At 55.7% G+C, this 15,976-nt stretch carries 19 protein-coding genes; 11 read left to right on the top strand and 8 right to left on the bottom strand.

Annotated elements, in window-relative coordinates; translation table 11 throughout:
- Window positions 1–53: 53 nt before the first annotated feature.
- The 5 genes from ACIY1O_RS10230 to ACIY1O_RS10210 all read right to left on the bottom strand — a co-directional run bounded on the left by ACIY1O_RS10230 (window position 54) and on the right by ACIY1O_RS10210 (window position 4,841).
- Window positions 54–527, bottom strand: a complete 474-nt coding sequence (locus ACIY1O_RS10230) for a c-type cytochrome (protein WP_397474987.1) — start codon at window positions 525–527, stop codon at window positions 54–56.
- 9 nt (window positions 528–536) lie between these two features.
- Window positions 537–1,046, bottom strand: coding sequence for a cupredoxin domain-containing protein (locus ACIY1O_RS10225; protein WP_397474986.1), 510 nt, complete (start codon window positions 1,044–1,046; stop codon window positions 537–539).
- Between the two features lie 70 nt (window positions 1,047–1,116).
- Entirely contained in the window at window positions 1,117–2,280 is a 1,164-nt protein-coding gene (locus ACIY1O_RS10220; protein ID WP_397474985.1) for a copper resistance protein B, read from the bottom strand.
- Window positions 2,277–4,118 carry a copper resistance system multicopper oxidase gene (locus ACIY1O_RS10215; RefSeq protein WP_397474984.1) on the bottom strand — a complete coding sequence of 614 codons (1,842 nt, stop codon included), beginning with the start codon at window positions 4,116–4,118 and terminating at the stop codon, window positions 2,277–2,279. Before ACIY1O_RS10215 ends, ACIY1O_RS10220 begins: the two co-directional genes overlap by 4 nt.
- Window positions 4,119–4,565: 447 nt before the next feature.
- The gene (locus tag ACIY1O_RS10210; RefSeq protein ID WP_397474983.1) at window positions 4,566–4,841 is read right to left on the bottom strand and encodes a DUF2933 domain-containing protein; all 276 of its coding nucleotides are present in this window, start codon (window positions 4,839–4,841) and stop codon (window positions 4,566–4,568) included.
- A gap of 295 nt (window positions 4,842–5,136) precedes the next feature.
- On the opposite strand from ACIY1O_RS10210, the gene ACIY1O_RS10205 reads away from it, so the two are divergent.
- The 3 genes from ACIY1O_RS10205 (at window position 5,137) to ACIY1O_RS10195 (ending at window position 7,894) form a co-directional block, all read left to right on the top strand.
- A complete protein-coding gene (locus ACIY1O_RS10205; RefSeq protein WP_397474982.1) occupies window positions 5,137–5,337 on the top strand; it encodes a heavy-metal-associated domain-containing protein in 201 nt (66 codons plus the stop codon).
- Window positions 5,338–5,785: 448 nt separating this feature from the next.
- The gene (locus ACIY1O_RS10200; RefSeq protein ID WP_397474981.1) at window positions 5,786–6,469 is read left to right on the top strand and encodes a heavy metal response regulator transcription factor; all 684 of its coding nucleotides are present in this window, start codon (window positions 5,786–5,788) and stop codon (window positions 6,467–6,469) included.
- Between the two features lie 6 nt (window positions 6,470–6,475).
- Complete coding sequence (locus tag ACIY1O_RS10195; RefSeq protein WP_397474980.1) at window positions 6,476–7,894, top strand: Cu(+)/Ag(+) sensor histidine kinase; 1,419 nt, start codon at window positions 6,476–6,478, stop codon at window positions 7,892–7,894.
- A gap of 165 nt (window positions 7,895–8,059) precedes the next feature.
- Here the strand turns inward: ACIY1O_RS10195 and ACIY1O_RS10190 are convergent, their stop codons facing one another.
- Together ACIY1O_RS10190 and ACIY1O_RS10185 are read right to left on the bottom strand one after the other, a co-directional pair.
- Window positions 8,060–8,740, bottom strand: a complete 681-nt coding sequence (locus ACIY1O_RS10190) for an IS4 family transposase (RefSeq protein ID WP_280813483.1) — start codon at window positions 8,738–8,740, stop codon at window positions 8,060–8,062.
- Between the two features lie 246 nt (window positions 8,741–8,986).
- Entirely contained in the window at window positions 8,987–9,448 is a 462-nt protein-coding gene (locus tag ACIY1O_RS10185; protein ID WP_397474979.1) for an IS4/Tn5 family transposase DNA-binding protein, read from the bottom strand.
- Window positions 9,449–9,656: 208 nt separating this feature from the next.
- Here ACIY1O_RS10185 and ACIY1O_RS10180 point away from each other — a divergent pair, with 208 nt between their 5' ends.
- The 3 genes from ACIY1O_RS10180 to ACIY1O_RS10170 all read left to right on the top strand — a co-directional run bounded on the left by ACIY1O_RS10180 (window position 9,657) and on the right by ACIY1O_RS10170 (window position 11,581).
- Window positions 9,657–9,938 (top strand): heme exporter protein CcmB, encoded by a 282-nt coding sequence (locus tag ACIY1O_RS10180; protein WP_425337652.1) that lies wholly within the window; start codon window positions 9,657–9,659, stop codon window positions 9,936–9,938.
- A 433-nt stretch (window positions 9,939–10,371) separates the two neighbouring features.
- The gene (locus ACIY1O_RS10175; protein ID WP_118995005.1) at window positions 10,372–11,262 is read left to right on the top strand and encodes a LysR family transcriptional regulator; all 891 of its coding nucleotides are present in this window, start codon (window positions 10,372–10,374) and stop codon (window positions 11,260–11,262) included.
- A gap of 82 nt (window positions 11,263–11,344) precedes the next feature.
- Entirely contained in the window at window positions 11,345–11,581 is a 237-nt protein-coding gene (locus ACIY1O_RS10170; protein ID WP_245220237.1) for an EexN family lipoprotein, read from the top strand.
- Here the strand turns inward: ACIY1O_RS10170 and ACIY1O_RS10165 are convergent.
- Window positions 11,548–11,748 (bottom strand): hypothetical protein, encoded by a 201-nt coding sequence (locus ACIY1O_RS10165; protein ID WP_167752879.1) that lies wholly within the window; start codon window positions 11,746–11,748, stop codon window positions 11,548–11,550. The genes ACIY1O_RS10170 and ACIY1O_RS10165 overlap by 34 nt on opposite strands.
- Before the next feature lie 66 nt (window positions 11,749–11,814).
- Here ACIY1O_RS10165 and ACIY1O_RS10160 point away from each other — a divergent pair, with 66 nt between their 5' ends.
- Genes ACIY1O_RS10160 through ACIY1O_RS10140 form a run of 5 tightly spaced genes read left to right on the top strand, consistent with a single transcriptional unit; the run spans window position 11,815 to window position 15,971 of the window.
- The gene (locus tag ACIY1O_RS10160; protein WP_397474978.1) at window positions 11,815–13,815 is read left to right on the top strand and encodes a conjugal transfer protein TraG; all 2,001 of its coding nucleotides are present in this window, start codon (window positions 11,815–11,817) and stop codon (window positions 13,813–13,815) included.
- The gene (locus tag ACIY1O_RS10155; RefSeq protein ID WP_113934562.1) at window positions 13,812–14,276 is read left to right on the top strand and encodes a ribbon-helix-helix protein, CopG family; all 465 of its coding nucleotides are present in this window, start codon (window positions 13,812–13,814) and stop codon (window positions 14,274–14,276) included. The genes ACIY1O_RS10160 and ACIY1O_RS10155 overlap by 4 nt, the downstream gene beginning before the upstream one ends.
- Entirely contained in the window at window positions 14,273–15,319 is a 1,047-nt protein-coding gene (gene trbB / locus ACIY1O_RS10150; RefSeq protein ID WP_397474977.1) for a P-type conjugative transfer ATPase TrbB, read from the top strand. Before ACIY1O_RS10155 ends, trbB begins: the two co-directional genes overlap by 4 nt.
- Window positions 15,316–15,690 (top strand): TrbC/VirB2 family type IV secretion system protein, encoded by a 375-nt coding sequence (locus ACIY1O_RS10145; RefSeq protein ID WP_118995001.1) that lies wholly within the window; start codon window positions 15,316–15,318, stop codon window positions 15,688–15,690. The genes trbB and ACIY1O_RS10145 overlap by 4 nt, the downstream gene beginning before the upstream one ends.
- Window positions 15,687–15,971, top strand: a complete 285-nt coding sequence (locus ACIY1O_RS10140) for a VirB3 family type IV secretion system protein (RefSeq protein ID WP_397474976.1) — start codon at window positions 15,687–15,689, stop codon at window positions 15,969–15,971. The genes ACIY1O_RS10145 and ACIY1O_RS10140 overlap by 4 nt, the downstream gene beginning before the upstream one ends.
- Window positions 15,972–15,976 lie beyond the last annotated feature (5 nt).

Here is a 15,976-nt window from a genome sequence, read left to right as displayed (position 1 = left end):
TTAACCAGTCCATGGTTGAATCGGACCTCTCCCGGATATTCTATTGCGCCGCGTCACTCCTGTGTTCGCAAAGTAACTTCTTTTTGTGCCTCCAACACCTTGGGCGGCCAGCTGCTCTTTATGTACGCCAGGACAGCGATGGTTTCCTCATCGGTAAGGATGTCGCGATAAGCTGGCATATCGGTGTCGTAGCCCCGCGGCGCTGTGCGTCCTGGCACCAAGCTGTTTTTCACCATATCAATCAACATGGCATCTGGGTGGTGCCAGGTATGGCCCGTCTTATCGTGCGGAGGAGCTGGCAATCTGCCATTTGGCATGCGTTCGCGCCAATTCGGCTGGCCTTCAAGTGCTCCGCCATGGCAGACCGCGCAATTTTTCGCATACACCACCTTACCTTGCATCACAAGATGCTTATCCGCTGGGTCTATGAATGCCGGGTCGGGCGACCTTAATAGGCTGTAGTAAATGGCAATGATGCCGACTACGGCAAAACCGACCACGCTAAAGACGAGCTTCTTCTTTGACATTGCTGTAAGTTAACTGACCTTAACTTTTCCGACCATCCCTGCCTCGGTGTGTCCGGGAATCAGGCATGCAAAGTCTACCGTGCCCGCCTCCCCAAACTGCCACACCAAGCCGCCGACCTGACCCGATTTCAGTGTGATCATATTTGGTTCTTCATGTGGCATGTCGGGCATTTTTAGCATTTCTGCAGCGTGCGCCTTCAAGTCCTCAAGGGACCCGATGACCATTTCATGCGGAATTTGCCCGGTGTTCTTGATGAAGAATCGGACCGTCTCGCCGGCCTTGACCTCGATGTCGCTCGGTGTAAAACGCATAGCGTCGTCCATCGTCACTTCGATCGTGCGAGTGACTTTGGCAGGGTCGCCAGGCTGACCGACCGGCGAAGAAGCGTGCGACATAGAAGACATGTCATGACCATGCATGCCGTGTGAGGCGGTGCCGTGCCCGCCCGCATGTGTGCCTGCAGCCAAAGCGAAGGCCGGTAGAACGCTTAGAGCGAAAATAGATATAGTCTTCTTCATAGATTGAACTCCAAAAATGTATACATTGAGACGGAGGCGCGGCATCGCACTTCCTTAAATAACAGCGACATTAAAAACGAAAGGCCAGACCAGCTACAAAACGTGTTTCCTGCTTGGAGTCACCTGCTGCGCGAGCGTAATCCGCTGTCTTTCCAAACTTGCTGGACCACTCAACGCCGACATAAGGCACGAATTGCCGTGTGATTTCATACTTAAGCCGCAGACCGGCAGTGCCTGTGGAAAGGCCGCTACCTCTACCCCAACGCTGGTCATCTTTGCCGTAGAAGTTCACTTCAACGCTCGGTTGCAGGTAGAGCTTTTGAGTGAGCAAGATGTCATACTCCGCTTTCAGTCCAAGGGCGGTTCGCCCGCTCGGGCCGACGAAAGCCGTCGCATCCACTTCAAACCAATAGGGAGCCAGTCCTTTGAAGCCAAAGGCCAACCACTCCCGGTTTGGTGCGCCCGACCCATAGTCAAAGCGAAAGCCCAGTTCCGTGTCCCAGAACGTCGAGATGGCATGCCGCCACAGCAGCTGCGTCTTGGATTCTTGCAACTTGCCGCTCGCTACTTCGCCTTCCGCTTTGATGACGGCGCGGTTATAGGTGCTACCGTACCAAGCCTCACCTTCATAGGCCGCCCATTCCTCGCCTCGCGCCCTGACATACTCAAATCTGTCGAATCGCACCGAACCGAAGTTGTGCATGTCCGACATGACTAATGCCTCAGATGGAGGCAGCGCATACTTGCCCGCGTTACGCACATAGCCACTGGAGTACGCATTAGGATCCCGGGCATCCGCAGGAGCTGAACCCCCTTGCATTTGCATATCGCCGTGATCCATTTCGCCATTGCCCGAGCGCATTGCTCCCATATCGTGTGCAGTGGCCGTTGGAGCTGTGTTAGCTTGGTCATGGTTCATGCTTGGTATAGAATTTGTAGACTTCGCGGCGGGAATGGACTTCATATCCATGCCCTCATGATTCTGGCCACTACCATGCATCGTGCCGTGGTCCATGCCAGGCATACTCATCGTGCCGTGGTCCATGCTAGGCATGCTCGCGGCATCAGGGGCTGGGCTGGTCGGCATGGGGGCATGTCCGCTATGGGCGTCATGCGCTTGGGCGAACGCAAAAAGAGGTGTTGCACCCAGCGTTGCGATGGCAACCTCAAGAATGCGTTTTCTTGTATGGGTATTCACAGTCCAGGTTCCCTTTCTCTCGTTTATTGAGCTCATACCACCACCACTTCGCGAAACATCCCCGCATCCATATGCAGCATCAGATGGCAGTGCCAAGCCCAACGGCCCAGAGCATCGGCGGTCACGAGAAAGCTGATGCGTTGCGCCGGCTGAACCGGAATCGTATGACGGCGAGCTTGAAAGCTACCGTCGGGCGTCTCAAGCTCACTCCACATGCCGTGTAAATGCATGGGGTGCGTCATCATGGTGTCGTTGTGCAATATGACTCTGACCCGTTCGCCGTAACGGAAATGAACCGGGGTCGAGCTTCCGAACTCCACACCGTCAAAGGACCAGGTATAGCGTTCCATATTTCCGGTCAGATGAAGCTCAATTTCACGTTCTGCACCACGCGGATCCATCGCACCGCCCACAGTGTGTAAGTCCGATAACGTCAGTACTCTGCGGCCGTTGTTGCGTAGCCCAATGCCAGGATCGTCCAGGTTAGTGCGCGGCATGTCGACCCTCATATCGATGCTCGGCCCGTACTCTGTCTTGGCGTGGCGTACTTGGGTGCTTGCGCCGGCTGCTGCCATCGCGCCATGATTCATACCCGTCATGCCCGCGTGATTCATTCCCTGCATGCTGCCATGGTTCATCCCTGCCATATTGCCGTGGTCCATACCGCTCATCGGCGACTGACCAGACGCGCCATGGCTCATTCCCGACATTCCGCCACCCATGGCACCCATCATGTCCGCCATGGTGAGCCATTCCACAGGGTCAAGCGCGGGCACGGGCGCCTCGAGACCAGCACGCGTAGCCAGCGTGCCACGGGCATATCCGGTGCGGTCCATGGCCTGCGCATAAACGGTGTAAGCGTCGTCCTTCGGCTGCACCAATACGTCGTAGGTTTCTCCTGGCCCGAACCGGAACTCATCAACGGTTACCGGTTCTACATTGACGCCGTCCGCCTGAACAACTGTTAACTTCAGCCCTGGTATGCGCACATCGTAGAAAGTGTTTGCTGCGCCGTTGATAAAGCGCAGCCGCACACGTTCTCCAGGTTGAAATAGCCCAGTCCAGTTGCCCGCTGGCGTTGTGCCGTTCATCAGGTAAGTCAACACGTTGGCCGATAAGTCCGCAAGATCGGTCGGGCTCATGCGCATTTCGTTCCACATCTGGCGCTTCTCGATAGCCGCTTTCAGGCCTATTTTGGAAGCATCCCGGAAGAAATCGACTGCCGTGGGCTGGTTATAGTTGTAGTAGTCGCCCTGCATCTTGAGCTTGGCCAGGACCCGCATCGGATCCTCGTCAGTCCAGTCGGATAACTGAACGACATACTCCCGATCCGCCCGTATGGGGTCGGTTTGTGCCGGGTCGATAATAAGTGCTCCATAAACGCCAGTCGCCTCCTGCATCCCTGAGTGCGAGTGATACCAGTACGTGCCGCTTTGTTCGACTTTAAATCGGTAGGTGAACGTTTCCCCTGGGGCGATGCCCGCGAAACTAATGCCTGGAACGCCGTCCATTTGGAAGGGCAGGATGATGCCGTGCCAGTGAATGGAGGTGGCTTCCTTCAGGCGATTCTTCACGCGAATAGTGATCGTATCGCCTTCGCGCCAGCGTAGGGTTGGCGCAGGAAGAGAACCATTGACGGTAGTTGCCATGCGTGGGCTGCCCGTGAAATTGACGGGCGATTCACCGATCTCCAAGTCGAACTCGGTTCCCGTCAGCACAGTGGCTGAGCCGGTGCTCGTTTTGACGGATGTAGCCCCGGCTGCTTGAACTAAGGGCGATAAACCCAACAATACGCCGCCGGCCGCAAGGCCCTGAACGAATCGGCGACGGGGCAGTATAGGCACTGAAAGAGAGTGCGGTAACAAGTGTTTCACGTGAGCATATCCCAAAGTCGAGAGAGGGGGCAGATATCAATCATCCTTCGATGATCAAAGCCTCAAATTAAATTGATGATTAGCACTTTAACGAAATGTGCATGTCGACCCAGTGACGCCGACATTACTTTTTTGTAATGTGTGGACAGCCTTAAGGTTGAGTTGCGGAGTTGCTTTCGATATTGACAGCGGGTTGGCAGTCGAGTGCGTCCCCTCTGTGTTATGTATCCATCAACCAAAACATCATGACTCCCATACCGACAAAAGCGAAAATGGCAACGAGTGCGATCGCCGCCAATGCGATCGCAATAATTTTGATTAATTTGTTACGCATGTCACTACCCAAATTTCTACGCCTCGTGAATGCGAGACGATGCACTGCCAGGAGGGTCCGCAAGTCCGAGTGAATCCCTATCATCAGTCCGCTACCGGGTAGGGTGGTGCGGGCTAATCTTTGAGCGGCGAGCGTGCTACCAACCGTTTGGAGTGAGCTTTTTCGCCCTGGGCTTTTTCCGTTTTCTGGCCCTCGTCGCAAGCGTGCATGCCTTTCATCATGAAAAACATCATCAAGGGACAGATCAGAAAGAACAAAAATGGGGCGCCAGCAGCAAGCCAATCTCGGGCGGCGGGCAAAGTGGCGTACGCTACAGCAATGGCGACAGCTAGGCCAAGAGCCGCCTTCAACATAGTTTTCGTATCACATTTCATCTTCGTATCCTTCAAGTGGACGCTTGATTCATATCCACGCAGTAGCGTTCAGTGATGATGGCAGTCCACTGTAGCGAACTCGTGCTGTCAGCTCGATTACGCCAAAGTTACTTTTGTGTCATCCCTACGTTATGTTTGTCAGTAGGCACGGAAATTATTGGTATTTAACGGAAGAAGAGAGCAGTAACGGCGGTCTCTCGCGGAGGAGAATATGCGAAGGAAGATAGTAAAGCCACGTCAAGCCTGCTTGACATTACCGTAGTGGAAAGGTTTAGCATTGTCGTGCTGCATTAGCAAAGGAGACAGCACAATGATTGAGTTCGAAGTCAAAGACATGACTTGCGGTCACTGCATGGATACTATTACGCGGGTGGTCAAAGAAACGGCACCAATGGCCAGCGTCAAGATTGATCTCCCAACGCATTTGGTTCGTATCGATGGGGAACTCGATGCAGACGTCCTTGAACGTGTGATTCGAGAAGTTGGCTATACGCCAGTGCGTAAGCTTTAGGGCCGGACTGTTTTGGTTTTCGATCACTACGCTGTTCCCAAGTCCTGGCGCTTAAGGCTGCATGTTTCGGTAACTGAACTGAGCCATCGTCGTGGACGACAGGGCTCCCAAATGCTCGCAGGCACCTAACGAAACTTTTGGGTAAGTTTACGGCAGTTTTCAGGGTTTCCGAACCCTGAGATGATACTAACCAATCTAATGACGCCGAGCTTAACGTGACGCGCCATGTTTTATATCTTGTGTCGGGCAAGATATCTCCTGGTGATCATAAGAACATCCGGGCATGAGCCCTTGGGCTCGTGCTGTATTACAGATTTGTAATCTGATCGTCATCGTGTTGTCAGTTTGGCCCCTGTAGAGTCTCAGTTTATGAGTTCAGGCGTCTCTAGGTCGTGAATAACCCCTACGGCGGATACAGAACAGGAAATGCATCGCAGGAGCGATCTCCATGAAATTACTCGTCGTTGAAGATGAGATAAAGACCGGCGAATACATACGTCAAGGGCTTGTTGAGTCCGGCTTCATAGTCGATCTGGCCCGCACAGGTCTCGACGGACACCATCTTTCCCTAACAGGGGATTATGATTTGATCATCTTGGATGTCATGCTCCCCGATGTTGACGGCTGGCGTATTGTTCAAGCGTTGCGCGAAGCCAAATCAGCTACTCCAGTATTGTTTTTGACCGCACGCGATAGCGTTGAAGATCGGGTTAAGGGCTTGGAACTAGGCGCTGATGATTATTTAATTAAACCTTTTGCTTTTTCGGAACTGCTTGCGCGAGTGCGTACGTTACTGCGGCGAGGAATTGTGCCCGTCTTTCATGACCAACTGCAAGTGGCCGACCTGGTGTTGGACATTCCGCGCCGGCGGGCGAAGCGACAAGACGTACGCATTAACCTCACAAACAAAGAGTTTGCACTCCTGGAGCTTTTGGTGCGCCGCCAAGGCGAGGTATTACCCCGTTCCCTAATTGCCTCGCAGGTCTGGGACATGAATTTTGACAGCGATACCAACGTCATTGATGTGGCGATTCGGCGCCTGCGTGCAAAAATCGACGACGCCTTTGAGCCCAAGCTGATTCATACCGTTCGCGGCATGGGTTATATGCTTGATGTCAGCTGCGCGAGCTGAAAAAGAGTGGCACATCGCCCCGCGTCTTTGGCGCTACGCCTGACCGTATCCATTGGCGTGGTCATAACAGTGGTGCTCCTTACGTTTGGATGGCTGGTCCAACGATCCATTAACAACCACTTCGTACAGCAAGATGTCGATGAGCTTAATGCTGTTGTTCAATCGCTGACCCAGACGCTCTCGGAGCCTACAGATACTCGAGGAACGGATGCGTTGAAGCATCGGCTAGCGATCGCCGTTTCAGGTCATCATAATGCACAATTCCGGGTGTCGGATAGTCGGGGAAATGTGATTTATGCTACGCCTAATTCGGATTTGAGGGGTTTTTCACAGTTGGTTCCCGCTATGGGCGCAATCACAATCGACTCGGTGAAAGTATGGCGGGATAAGGGAGGAACCTATAGAGGTGCTGTTGTCCAGCTACTGAACAATGGCCCGCCAAATGGCGAGTCTTTTACAGTAGCTGTGGCAACTGGTATCAATTTTCATCTGCACTATCTTGAAAGCTTTCGCAGCTATTTGAGAATTATTACGACCGCAGCCTGTCTAATCGCCATTTTCGCGACGTGGCTTGCGGTGTATCAAGGGCATGCGCCGATACGGCGCATCAGCCGGGAGATTCGTCGAATCAAATCTGATCAGCTTTTTATTCGGCTTGATCCTGGTACGGTTCCGGTGGAGTTGACTGAGCTAGCCGTCTCATTCAATGAGATGCTCGATCGCATTGAAGAAGGTTTTCAGCGGCTGTCGAATTTTTCGGCTGATATCGCTCATGAGATGCGTACGCCCATAACGAATCTGAAGACTCAGACGGAAGTTGCTCTCTCACAATCGCGTGATGTCGACCAGTATCGAGAAATTTTATATTCGAATCTGGAAGAGTACGAGCGTATGGCCAAAATGGTCGCAGATATGTTGTTTTTGGCACAGGCCGATAATAATCAGCTCAAACCTGAGCTCGTCAGCGTGGATTTGGCTGCAGAAGTGCAAGCTCTATTTGATTACTTCGAAGCGTGGGCTGAAGAACGGTCCGTTTCATTGATACGAGAAGGACAAGCATTACGTATTCAGGGCGATAGATTGATGATACGACGCGCGCTGAGCAACCTTTTATCTAATGCCCTCCGCTATTCCCCTGCGGGCCGCGCGGTCACAGTTTCACTAGCGGCGAACAGCAACGACATGGTGGCTATTCGTGTGTACAACTACGGGCCAATGATAGATCGCGAACATCTTCCGAAGCTGTTTGACCGATTTTACCGAGCCGATCCTTCACGCCAACGTAAAGGTGACGGAGCCGGTTTGGGTCTAGCCATTGTCAAATCGATTATTGAAGCACATGGCGGCTCCATTTCTGCAAAAGATGAGGGTGGGAAAATGGTTTTCGAGATCAAGCTTCCTCAGGAGAGAGATCGCGAGGCTTAGAGCAGTTAACTATTAAAGTAGTAGACCAATTGACCCGGTTCTGAAAGGTAATTACGCACTGGACGCCTTAACGGCGACGTCATCGCCGCCAACGATCCACAGCACCGTTGACATGGTTGAGCAGAATTCGACAGACTTTAAGTAAGCGTCCGCCGAACCTTGCAATTACCCACAATTCTTGGCGATCTGTGCTCCTAGCAGCAGATCGCTAAGCCGACGCATGCCTCTCCAGATAACCAAGTTGCCCGGAGGCGGATCATGCGCCCTCGCCAAATAGCCACCAAGCCGGGCTAGGCAAATTAGATATTCTGCCAGACGGGACTGCTGCGATAACGGCTTGCGCCACTGTTGGGATAGCTTGGTCAGCACGAGTCTTTCGTCTACGGTAAATGCCACCTCTGGTGGCGCTCGAGGTGCCGAGCGATGAATCATAGTGAGCCAGAAGGTCCGCCAACTTACGATGCAACACAGGGCGATGAGATTAATGCGCCGTTGCGCCTTGCGAAGCTTGGGCTGTTCGATTCGGCAGCCTGATTTCAGAATGTAGTGGAACATCTCAATTTTCCAACGCAATGCATACCAACGTAACTTCTCAATGGCCTCGGTTCGAGTGCGCACCGGCATATCAGTCACCAACTTCCAATCGATGGGATCGCGCCCTTTGAGCTTGTCCTTTTCTCGTGCGTGAATGATGGTAACCGTCAACTCAGGATATCGGCTACGCTTGGCGCGCGACGGTAAAAGACGCAAACGCCGAAACGTCAATGCCAACCGCGCCTGGCACACCCGACCGTCCTTATCTCTGAACTCTATCTTGTGTATTCCTCTGCTGCGCACGGTGCGCATCTCCTCGGCCACGTGTGAGTGCCATCGCCACAGAGCCGATCAGCGCAGGTGTGCACGAGGAAGTGTGTACCCAATTCTTGAGCGGCGCAGAACAATTCATAGATGTCGCATTCACGATCACCGATATGAATGCATTGATCCGGACAGTCTAGCAAGGCTGTTGATTGCTGCACGTTCTGCAACCAGCGAATACTTTCCTTCTGCTCAATCGGTACACGGGTCGGATTGATCTTGCGCTTGAGCGCATTAGTTCCTTTGAATTTTATTGCGTGCCCAGAATTTGACGGCCGCCATCCCTAGAGGCAGTCCCTCAGGGGTGACGGCCAGGCTCGAATGCATCAATAGGCCGCATATCGTTTTATGCCCAACCCTACCGAGCAGTCCTATGTCCCCCTCGTTACTGCCATACGAAATTTCCGCCGTATCGTGCAGCACGAGCAATGGTCCTGGCATTGACTGGACACGATCGCGCGTGCAGTGGATGTGCCCGGACAAAATCGCCCATTCATCAACACGCGGATTCGAAAAGAATCGATAGGCCGCCTTCGATTGTGCTGCGTCTTGGCAGGCAAAAGGAATGCTCGGCTCGCCAGCCGCCGTGATCTGTTTGAGAACTTGGCGAAAACGTCGGGCTAAACGCGCATCACAAAACTCGCACTTGGCTGTCGCGCATTCCTGCTCCGCCCAGGCATCCGCACTGAGCTCCACTCTTGGTTATCTTCGCCATCCGAATAGCCTCCGAGATCGTCCGCATGGCAACAGGTTACAGCGAAGTTAATTTAAACTATCAAAAATCTTTCACAACTGCTTGATATTTGTGGGTAATTGCAAGGTTCGGCAGACGCTTACCTTAGTGGGGCGATACGGCGTGATGTGAGACCCGCCATGCGCCGCCAGGCTGATGCCCTAACGCCGCTTGCTTTTCTTTGTCACCGTGGTGAGCCTACTTCCTCTAGGTATCGGCCCCGAACGAGACACGTTACGGCAGATCGCCCTGGGCATCCTTTGGGTGCCCGCCCTTAACTGCTTGAGTCGTGCTACCAACTCGTGGCTAGGGTTTAGCAGGTCGGCTGCTTATGCTGAAATCGACCTCGCTCCAGTTTTTCCCGAACGCGCAAAAGTATTTCCAACGTGCAGGCGTGTGATGGCTTTGCCGATTACCAAGACTAAGACCATCGTATCGTTGAGTCCGAGATAGGGCAACGCGAAAAAAGCCGGTCGCCCATGACCATATTGTGAATTCAATTCGTTGTTCACCATATTGACGAGGGCGTTCTGTAAAAGGAAGGAGCTATAGGAACATGGTTTTCCATACCTCCCGATGACGGGGCAAGCACTGCTTCATGCCATATGCAAACCGGTTCAATCTGACAATCCAGTTACGCGTCGATTACATTTTTGTCATCCTCGTATAAACGGTCCATCTTCTGATAATTTCTCAGTGTGAGCTCGTTATAGTGCGGCAACTATAGCCATTTTAGGCGCATTTTTCGGTGACGGGGACCGACCCTGTTCAGTTGACACTTCACATGCTTATCACTTTACATAAAAATCGTCTCCTGATGCACCGAGAAGGAGCATGGTTCCTTTTTCGATGCCATATCGGCGTAGAAGTTCTAGAGTGAGGCTTCATGGAGCTCCGACACCTTCGTTGTTTTATCGCAGTTGCAGAAGAGCTTCACTTCGCACGAGCAGCAGAGCGGCTGCATATTGAGCAATCTCCGCTATCGCGCGCCATCAAAGAACTGGAAGAAGAGTTGGGCGTGCAGCTTTTCGTCCGAACCACGCGTAGCACCCGGATCACCCTTGCCGGTGGGCTTTTCTTGGAACATGTGCAGCGCGCACTTGCCGCCTTGGAGCAAGGGCGGGAAAGCGTTAAGTCTGCTGCCAATGGCTTTCAGGGGCAGTTGCGCATTGCCTTGTCTGACGGCATTACTCCATCGCGCCTACCGACCCTGCTGGCACGATGTCGCGAAGAGGATCCTGAAGTTGAGGTTCGGTTATTCGAGGTGCCGCTGGCTCAGCAAATTAAAGGGCTGCACGATGACCTATATGACGCAGGCTTTTCTATGGCTGATGCGGTGGGTGACGGCATCATTGTCGAAGCGGTTTGGGAAGATCAGTTGATGGTGGCTGTGCCTTCACGTCATCCTGTGCTGGAGTACCGCAAAATTCCGCTAGAGGAAGTGCTGCGCTATCCCCTCGTACTGGGTGACCCCGCTGTATGCGAGGGCCATGCTCGCCAGGTCGATCGTGTGTTGCGTAGGCAGGATAAGGAACCGCTACTCGCGCAGCGTGTGGCCTCGTTCGAGGTGATGATGGCGCTTGTGTCGGCGGGTCTAGCATTGGGCCTTGCTGGTGCAGCACATATCGCATCCACCCGTGAACCGGGAGTTGTGGCGCGGCAACTTGCAGGGCGTCCGCCCATGTTAATCACCTACTTGTTGCGTCGGGATGTCGAGCCGTCGCTGATGCTGGCTCGGTTTATTGAACGGCTGGAGTCTATCGAGTCGGACGTATAGAAATCGGTATTTATCTCAATTTATACATTTCGTGGGTGGTCAGGCCTTGAAACAAATAAAGATTATTATGTTTTTACCGACGATGCTGCTGCTGGCGGCTTGTGATCGGCCAACACCGCCCACCGCCGTCACTACGGAGACTGTAGAGTCGCTAGCGGCGAATCCTGAACGGTTGAAAGAGCTACGTCAGCAGTGCAAGACAGATCGCGTCAGCCTGGGTGATGTCCTTTGTGACCGGGTTGCCGAAACTACGCGCAAACGCTTCTATGGCGACGGCACAGTGCCTTACACCCCCTCCGAGACGCCACCGAAGTTCTGATCGTCGGCATTTCCCGACAGATTCCGTTTTTCTTTCCCGACACGCCGCAGCGCGCCCACGCTTGCGGCGTTTTTGTCGTGTTCGCTCTGGTATGAATTGATGTTTTTTTCATCAGCATTGTCCCGATAACGGTCTTTGACCGGCACTGCCCCAGCACCGATTCTCATGAGGCAGGCACAGGTTTGTGCCGCTTTTGAACAGGATATAGGTCAGGAGAAATCGGAGGCCGGGGTATGCAAGGGACGAACGTGTTGTTCGGGCAGATCGCCGTCGTATTCGGCATTGTGATCGCTGGCGTGTGGAGCGCCACACAATGGACAGCCGCCGCCCTGGGTTATCAGCTACGCCTGGGCTTGCCCTGGTTCGACTTCTACGGCACACCGGTCTATCACCCCTGGCGACTGTTCGAGTGGTGGTTCTTCTTCGACGCCTATGCCCCCGAGGTGTTCAACGCGGGCGGCATGATCGCTGGCGGCAGCGGTCTTATTGCAGTCGTGGTCGCCATCGGTATGTCGATCTGGCGTTCGCGTCAGGCGCGGCTGGTGACGACCTACGGTTCAGCACGCTGGGCAGACGCCACCGACATCCGTAAGGCCGGACTGAATCAGCCTACCGGCCTCTTCCTGGGGCTGCATGACGAACAATACCTGCGCCATGAAGGGCCGGAACACGTGCTGGCCTTCGCGCCCACCCGTTCGGGCAAGGGCGTGGGCTTGGTGGTGCCGACCTTGCTGTCCTGGCCTGCGTCTGCCGTCATCCATGACATCAAGGGCGAGAACTGGCAGATCACCGCTGGCTGGCGTGCGCGCTTTTCTCACTGCTTGCTGTTCAACCCCACCGATGGGAAGTCCGCCGGCTACAACCCGTTGCTGGAAGTGCGCAGGGGCGAGCATGAAGTGCGAGACGTGCAGAACATCGCCGACATTCTGGTTGACCCGGAAGGCGCGCTGGAACGCCGCAACCACTGGGAGAAAACCAGTCACGCGCTGCTGGTGGGTGCCATCCTGCATGTGCTCTATGCGGGCGAAGACAAAACGCTGCGCGGTGTGGCGAACTTTCTGTCCGATCCGGCGTGTCCCTTCGAGCTGACGCTGCATCGCATGATGACGACTGCGCATCTGGGGGATGCGACGCATCCGGTGGTGGCGTCCGCCGCAAGAGAAGTGCTGAATAAATCGGATAACGAGCGTTCGGGCGTTTTGTCCACCGCCATGTCGTTCCTCGGGCTGTACCGCGACCCTACGGTGGCCGAAGTCACCTCGCGCTGCGATTGGCGTATCGCCGACCTGATTGCGTCAGAGCATCCAGTATCGCTGTATCTGGTGGTGCCGCCCTCGGATATTTCACGAACCAAACCGCTGATTCGCCTGATTCTCAATCAGATCGGGCGGCGGCTCACTGAATCGCTCGACGGTTCCGATGGCATTGAGCGTCGCCACAAGCTGCTGCTGATGCTTGATGAGTTTCCGGCGCTGGGCCGTCTGGACTTCTTCGAGACGGCGCTGGCCTTCATGGCGGGCTACGGTATTCGCAGCTTTCTGATTGCGCAGTCGCTGAACCAGATCGACAAAGCCTACGGCCAGAACCATTCGATTCTGGACAACTGCCATGTGCGCGTGACGTTCGCCACCAACGATGAGCGCACCGCCAAGCGGATTTCCGAGACATTGGGTACGGCCACGGAACTTCGCGCCCAGCGCAACTATGCCGGGCATCGACTGGCCCCCTGGCTTGGACACCTGATGGTGTCGCGCCAGGAAACAGCCCGGCCACTGCTGACACCGGGCGAGGTCATGCAGCTTCCGCCGGATGAAGCAGTGGTGATGGTTTCCAGTGTCGCGCCCATCAAGGCCAAGAAGCTGCGCTATTACGCGGATACCAATTTCTCCTATCGCGTACTGCCGCCGCCTGCGCTGGCCGCCGAGCGCTACGCGGATGCGCCGCCGGCTCGCCCTGATGATTGGAGCGGTCTTGTGATTCCGGCTGTTCCCGCTGCTCCCGCGTCGATAGACAGTGACGACATGGCCGGCACAGCCGACGACGGTGGCCCGCGTCAACAGCCAGAGCTATCAGAGGCCACCGCCTACAGTCCCGAACCCCAATACCCGGTCAGCGACTTGTCGCTGCTTGATGACGACGACCTGTCACCCATGCTTCCCAGCCAGCTTGACCCCGCCATGCAGCGCGTGGCGCGCATGGCTGCCCTCGACCCTGATGACGGAATCCAGCTATGAGCCGCTACCGCCTGAACCTCTTTATCCATCCCGAACACGCCAAGCGCCTGGATGAGCTGGCCGCCAAGAAAGGCGTATCCAAGTCATCCATCGTGGCGGCGGCGCTGGCGTCCTGGCTTTCGCCCGATGCCGGCGACCAGCGCGAAGCGGCGATGGCCAAGCGACTGGATCGGCTATCTCGCCAGTTTGAGCGGCTGGAGCGTGACCAAAACATCCAGATCGAAACACTGGCGCTGTTCGTGCGTTACTACCTGACCGTCAGCACGCCGGTTCCCGAAGCCCATCAGGATGCGGCTCGCGCCCAGGGCAAGGCGCGCTTTGAGCAATTCGTCGAACAGCTTGGCCGCCACCTGATGCGCGGTCGCAGTCTGGTGCGCGATGTAGTGGAGGAACTGCACCCCGACCCTGTGCGCCTGGATGACACTACGACCGCGTTCGAGCAGCAGGAGCGCGTGTCATGAGTGCCGTTCCGAAATCATCAATTGCCGTCGCGCTGGATCGCCGCATTCAGATGTTGCGCACCGCGATGGGGCCGGTGATCGCCGAGGCGCTGGAAGACCCCGACGTAGTGGAAATCATGCTTAACCCCGACCGCTCGCTCTGGGTGGATCGTCTCTCCACCGGCCGGGCGCCGCTGGGCCTGGAACTGTCTGAAGCGGATGGCGAGCGGATTATCCGCCTGGTCGCTGCGCATGTTGGCGCGGAAGTGCATCGCGGCCAGCCGCTTCTGACCGCCGAACTGCCCGAAACCGGCGAACGCTTCGAGGGTATCTTGCCGCCCGCCGCGCCCGGCCCGGCCTTCGCGCTGCGCAAGCGCGCCGTGGGCGTGATTCCGCTGGACCGTTACATCGCCGACGGCATGATGAGCACGGCGCAAGCCGACTTTCTGGTGAGAGCGGTCCGTGGGCGGCTGAATATCCTGATCGCGGGTGGCACCAGCACGGGTAAGACCACACTTGCCAATGCTTTGCTCGCTGAAATCGCCGCTACGGGCGACCGTGTGCTGGTGCTCGAAGACACGGTGGAGCTGCAATGCACGGCAAACGATCATGTGCCGCTGCGCACACGCATGGGTGTGGTCACGATGCAGGAACTCGTGCGCGCCACGATGCGGCTACGCCCCGACCGTGTGGTGGTCGGTGAGGTGCGCGGCGGCGAAGCGCTGGATCTCATCAAGGTCTGGGGCACAGGCCACCCGGGCGGCATCGCCACTATTCATGCCGGTTCCGCCGTGGGTGCGCTCTTACGCCTGGAGCAACTGATTCTGGAAGTGGCGGTGAACCCACCGCGCGCTCTGATCGCCGAGGCGGTCAATGTCGTCATCTACATCGCTGGTCGCGGACGCAAGCGCCGTATCGAGAGCATTGCTCGCGTGGTCGGTTTTGACGGCACGGGCTACCAACTGGCCGATGCGCTCCAAGTTCCTTTTCCTGAACCGTCGCCATTTCCCGAGCCATCGTCGCCTTCTTCACCATCCCCTGATCTGTCTGGAGAACTGTCATGACGCCTGTTGCTTTCCGTATTTCTGCGGTTCCGCTTTTCAACGTCATCCGCTTGCGCCAGCTTGTCCGTCCTGAGGCGCAAGGGCTGTTGCTGGCCGCGATGTTGATGCTTCTAGCCGGTGCGGCCCAGGCTGCCGGTTCCTCCATGCCCTGGGAAGGGCCGCTGCAATCCATCCTCGAATCCATCCAGGGGCCGGTGGCGCGCATCGTCGCAGTCATCATCATTATCGCCACGGGGCTGGCGCTGGCCTTTGGCGACACCAGTGGGGGCTTTCGCAAGCTGATTCAGATTGTCTTTGGCCTGTCGATTGCGTTTGCCGCGTCCTCGTTCTTCCTGTCATTCTTTTCCTTCTCGGGCGGGGCCGTCGTATGAGTGCCAACACCGAAGGCGCGCCCAGCTTCGCCCCGGGCTTTGAAATTCCGCTGCACCGGTCGCTGACCGAGCCGATTCTGCTGGGCGGCGCACCGCGCACCGTGGCGATTGCAAACGGCACGCTGGCCGCTGCCGTGGGGCTGGGCTTGCAACTATGGATTCCAGGTGTGGTGCTCTGGATCGTTGGCCATTCCCTGGCGGTATGGGGCGCGCGTGTTGACCCGCAGTTCATGCAGGTTTTTGCCCGCCACATCAAACATAAAACGCTGTTGGATGTGTGAGGAGA

The sequence above is a fragment of the Pusillimonas sp. genome (genome assembly GCF_044464525.1).
Taxonomy (GTDB): domain Bacteria; phylum Pseudomonadota; class Gammaproteobacteria; order Burkholderiales; family Burkholderiaceae_B; genus Pusillimonas.
Note: the sequence above shows the minus strand (reverse complement) of the source record. Positions and strands in the feature narration are given on the sequence as shown.